This window comes from Frateuria sp. (genome assembly GCF_013362045.1).
Taxonomy (GTDB): domain Bacteria; phylum Pseudomonadota; class Gammaproteobacteria; order Xanthomonadales; family Rhodanobacteraceae; genus Frateuria_A.
This window is the reverse complement of sequence record NZ_JABFWW010000057.1, coordinates 1-4,894: the sequence shown is the minus strand read 5'-3', so window position 1 is coordinate 4,894 and position 4,894 is coordinate 1. Positions and strand designations below refer to the sequence as shown.

Sequence of the window (4,894 nt, the reverse complement as noted above, 5' to 3'; positions counted from 1 at the left end):
GTTGCCCGCTGCCCGCTGCCCGCTGCTCGCTGCAGAGCCACCATCTGCTTCAGGCATAACACGCCAGCGCGCTTCTCTTGCCCCGGTTATTGAGCGCTCGCGGTGTAGCCGCTGTAGATCCTCTAAGAGCGACCACCAAACCAACCAAAGCAAGGCGGTACCTAGCTTTTGCGTCCCATCGGGTTGCCCGCTCCGGGCCATTTCTTTGGGTTACTTTTTCTTTGGGCCAGCAAAGAAAAGTGACTCGAGCGCCGGCAGGCGATCGAAAGCCCGCCGCAGGCGAGCCAGGTCGGGGCAACGCTACGCAAGAACGACAGGCAAAGCGCGACAGCGCGCAACAACCCATCCGGCGAGCACCCGCCTCACCCAATCCCAGAGGAGGGAGCAAGGACATCGCACCCCAAAGAGGAGAGCACTGCGGAGCGCATTGGGCGCGAGCGCCCGCCGCTGGAGCCGGCAGCGCAATATCTCCCATCCCAAGGGTGGCCGCGATCAGGCAGACGATCCCTCGCCGCCGTCCGCCGGGCGCCTCGCCGGCGGCGTGAGCACCAGGCGGAAGCAGCTGCCGCCGCCGGCCACGCGCACGTATTCCAGCGAGGCCTGGTTGGCCTCGCTCATCTGGCGCGCCAGGTACAGGCCCAGCCCCGTGCCGTATTCGTGCGTGGTGTAGAACGGCTCGAAGATCTGCGCGGCGACCTTGGGCGCGATGCCGGGGCCGCGGTCGATCACCTCCATGATCGGCACGCCGTGCTCGCCCTGGCGCACCACCACCATCACCCGCGCCGGCTCGCCGGGCATGCGGCCGTAGCGCAGCGCGTTCTGCACCAGGTTCCACACCACCTGTTGCAACTGCTGGGGGTCGGCTACCGCCGTCACCGACGCGTTGCCGGTGATCACCCGCAGGGAGTCCTCGCCGATGTCGTTGCCCTGCTTGTATTCCTCCACGAAACCGTTGGACCAGCGGCCCAGGTCGAGCGTCTCCGGGCGCGAGCGCTCGCGCCGCGATAGCTGCAGGATGTTCTCGATGATCTCGTTCAGGCGCACGCAGTGGTTGTTGATGATCTCCACCATGCGCGCATCGCTGGGATTGAGCTCGCGCGATTCGGCCAGCAGCTGCGCCGAGTAGCGGATCGCCGCCAGCGGGTTCCTGATCTCGTGCGCGATCGAGGCGGACAGGCGCCCCAGCGAACTCAAGGTCAGCTCCTCCGCGCGCCGCGACAGCAGCGAGGTGTCGTCCAGGAAGATCAGCACGTGCGAGTCGTCGTTGGGCGCCAGGCGGGTGAAGCGCGGCACCACTTCGGGCACGCCGTCGGCCAGCTGGGTGGCGGTCTCGTCCAGCTTGCCCGAGGTCATCCAGTGGTAGAGGCGCCGCGAAAGTTCCGGCGCGAGCTTGCCCAGGTCGCGCTGGTCGGCCGCGGGGTTGCCCAGCAGCATCCATGCCGACTCGTTCAACTGATGGATGCGGTTGGCATCGTCCACCAGCAGCACGCCGGTCTTCATGCGCCGGATGATCAGCTCGTTGACCTGCGACAGGTTGGCCAGGTCCAGGCTGCGCTGCTCGGCCAGCGCCTCGGTCGCGCGCAGCTGGCGGCCCAGCACGTGGCACAGCGTGGTGCTGGCGAAGTAGGCCAGGCCCAGCAGGCCCGATTCGAGCAGGTCGCTGTCGCCGGGCGCCTTGGCGATGAGCGTGTGGCCGAGCATGCCCAGCGTGGCCAGCGCGGCGAAGAAGCTCGACAGCCGTAGCGGCAGCACCAGCGCCCCGGTGGAGAGGTTCACCGCCAGCATCATGGCGATGCCGATGCGCGCCTCGTGGATCAGCCAGGCGGCCAGTACCGCCACCAGGATGTCCACCACCAGGGCGCCGGACACCACCAGCCGGGCGTTGGCCATCGCGTTGCGGGTCTGCAGCAGCATGCCCAACGCGAACAGCAGGTAGACGCCGATCACCACGTAGGACAGCGCCGGCTGCTCGACGGAGGGCCAGGTCAGCCGCGGCGAGCTGATCGCCAGGCCGGCGTAGACCAGCGCCTGCGCCAGGCGGAAGTAGTTGAGGAAGAACAGTTCGTGGCGGATTGCCACCGCGGCGGGGCGGGCGGCCTGGAAGCCGGGCGGATCGGTCGTGGGTATCGTAGAGGTCACGTTGACGGAGCCGACGCGGGGTTCGCCCGGAGTATAGACAGGCCGGCGCGCGCCGCCAGCGGCCGGCCGCCCGGGGGTCGGTGCGGAGGCGGCACTTTCCATCGCAGCCGCCTTTGGGCGAAAATGCGCGGCCGTATTGCGCGATTCCGGCCCGGTTGACTCCAGGCAGCGCGCACTGCACGCCGGCAGCGCGTCGTGAAAGCCGCCGTCCGACCCCTCCCGCGCCCCACGCCCCTCGCAAGTCGCGTGCGGCCCGTTACGTTTTTCCCGTTCGCTCGAGGTATCGAATGAATTTCCACGAGTACCAGGCCAAAGAGCTGTTCGCGCAGTACGGCATCGCCGTGCCGCCGGGCAAGGTTGCCAACTCTCCCGACGCCGCCGTCGACGCCGCCAAGGCGCTGGGCGGCTCGCAGTGGATGGTCAAGGCGCAGATCCACGCAGGCGGCCGCGGCAAGGCCGGCGGCGTCAAGTTCTGCAGGAGCCTCGACGACGTGCGCGCTGCCGCCAAGGGCATGCTGGGCACCCACATGGCGACCTACCAGTCCGCCGGCCGCGCGCTGCCGGTCAACCTGGTGCTGGTGACCGACGCCACCAACATCGCCAAGGAGCTTTATCTTTCGGTGCTGGTGGACCGCGATTCGAAGGCGATCTCCTTCATCGCCTCCAAGCACGGCGGCGTGGACATCGAGCAGGTCGCCCGCGAGACGCCCGAGGACATCCACACCATCGTGGTCGACTTCGTCGAAGGCCTGCAGCCCTACCAGTGCCGCAACCTCGGCTTCGCGATGGACTTGAACGCCAAGCAGGTCAACCAGCTGACCAAGATCATGCTGGGCCTGTACCGGCTGTTCAACGAGAAGGACCTGTCGCTGGTGGAGCTGAACCCGCTGGCGATCCTCGAGGACGGCAACCTGGCCGCGCTCGACGGCAAGGTGAACTCCGACGACAACGCCGACTTCCGCCATCCGGAACTGGTCGCCATGCGCGACCTGAGCCAGGAGGACGCTGCCGAGGCGGCTGCCGTGCAGCACAACCTCAACTACGTGACCATGGACGGATCGATCGGCTGCATGGTCAACGGCGCCGGGCTGGCCATGGCCACCATGGACGTGATCAAGCTGGCGGGCGGCGAGCCGGCCAACTTCCTCGACGTCGGCGGCGGCGCCACCAAGGAGCGCGTGACCGAGGCGTTCAAGCTGATCCTCTCCTCCGACAAGGTGAAGGCCATCCTGGTCAACATCTTCGGCGGCATCGTGCGCTGCGACCTGATCGCCGAGGGCATCATCGCCGCGGTGAAGGAAGTGGGCCTGAAGATCCCGGTGGTCGTGCGCCTGCAGGGCACCAACGTGGAGAAGGGCCGCGAACTGCTGGCCAACTCCGGCCTGGCGATCACGCCGGCCGACGATCTCAACGACGCGGCGCAGAAAGCCGTGGCCGCCGCGAAGTGAGGAGCGAACAAGCATGAGCGTTCTGGTCAACAAGAACACCAAGGTGCTGGTGCAGGGCTTCACCGGCCAGCAGGGCACCTTCCACGCCGAGCAGGCGATCGACTACGGCACCAAGGTCGTCGGCGGCGTGACCCCGGGCAAGGGCGGCAGCCAGCACATCGGCCTGCCGGTCTTCAACTCGGTCGAGGAAGCGGTCGCCGAGACCGGCGCCGACGCGTCTGTGATCTTCGTGCCGCCGCCGTTCGCGGCCGACTCCATCATGGAAGCGATCGACGCGGGCATCCGCGTGATCGTGGCGATCACCGAAGGCATCCCGGTGCTGGACATGCTGCGCGTGAAGAACGTGCTGGCACAGCATCCGGAAACCGTGCTGATCGGGCCGAACTGCCCGGGCATCATCACCCCGGGCGAGTGCAAGATCGGCATCATGCCGGGCCACATCCACCAGCCGGGCAAGGTCGGCATCGTGTCGCGTTCGGGCACGCTCACCTATGAAGCGGTGTTCCAGACCACCAACGAGGGCCTGGGCCAGTCCACCTGCATCGGCATCGGCGGCGACCCGATCAACGGCCTCAACTTCATCGACTGCCTGAAGCTGTTCCAGGACGACCCGCAGACCGAGGGCATCATCATGGTCGGCGAGATCGGCGGCAGCGCCGAGGAAGACGCGGCCGAGTTCATCGGCGAGTACGTCACCAAGCCGGTGGTGTCCTTCATCGCCGGCGCCTCGGCACCGGCCGGCAAGCGCATGGGCCATGCCGGCGCGATCATCTCCGGCGGCAAGGGCACCGCGGCGGCCAAGTTCGCGGCGCTGGAGAAGGCTGGCGTGACCACGGTGAAGTCGCCGGCGGACCTGGGCAAGACGCTCGCGAAGCTGATGAAGTAAGCGCGCACCTCGCGCACGGCAAAAGGCCACGCGAAAGCGTGGCCTTTTGCTTTGCTCCCTCTCCCCAAAGGATAGAGGGAGCAAAGGCGGTGGCGCCCCGACGACCCGCCCCCATTATCATGGGCGATCCCGCAGCAGCCCCCTGTCCATGACCGCCAAGCTACGCCTCGCCCTGGCCCAGTTCGATTTCTCCGTCGGCGCCGTCGCCGCCAATACGAACCGGATCCGCGAACTGATCGCCCAGGCGCACGCGGGCGGCGCGGACCTGGTCGCTTTCCCGGAACTGGCGGTCAGCGGCTATCCGCCCGAGGACCTGCTGATCCGTCCGAGTTTCCTGCAGGCCTGCAACGAGGCGATCGCCTCGCTGGCGCAAGGCACCGACGGCATCGCCGCGCTGGTCGGCTTTCCGCACAGCGAGGGT

General features: G+C 67.7%; 4 protein-coding genes. 3 read left to right on the top strand and 1 reads right to left on the bottom strand.

What is annotated here, in order from left to right; all coding sequences use genetic code 11:
* Positions 1 to 492: 492 nt before the first annotated feature.
* Positions 493 to 2,079, bottom strand: a complete 1,587-nt coding sequence (locus tag HOQ08_RS03005; RefSeq protein ID WP_291191411.1) for an ATP-binding protein — start codon at positions 2,077 to 2,079, stop codon at positions 493 to 495.
* 347 nt (positions 2,080 to 2,426) lie between these two features.
* Between HOQ08_RS03005 and sucC the strand changes: the two genes are divergently transcribed.
* The 3 genes from sucC to HOQ08_RS02990 form a co-directional block, all read left to right on the top strand.
* Complete coding sequence (gene sucC / locus HOQ08_RS03000) at positions 2,427 to 3,587, top strand: ADP-forming succinate--CoA ligase subunit beta (protein WP_343203807.1); 1,161 nt, start codon at positions 2,427 to 2,429, stop codon at positions 3,585 to 3,587.
* 13 nt (positions 3,588 to 3,600) lie between these two features.
* Complete coding sequence (sucD, locus tag HOQ08_RS02995) at positions 3,601 to 4,473, top strand: succinate--CoA ligase subunit alpha (protein ID WP_291191405.1); 873 nt, start codon at positions 3,601 to 3,603, stop codon at positions 4,471 to 4,473.
* A gap of 148 nt (positions 4,474 to 4,621) precedes the next feature.
* On the top strand, positions 4,622 to 4,894 hold a 273-nt coding region (locus HOQ08_RS02990; protein WP_291191402.1), incomplete at its 3' end, for a nitrilase-related carbon-nitrogen hydrolase.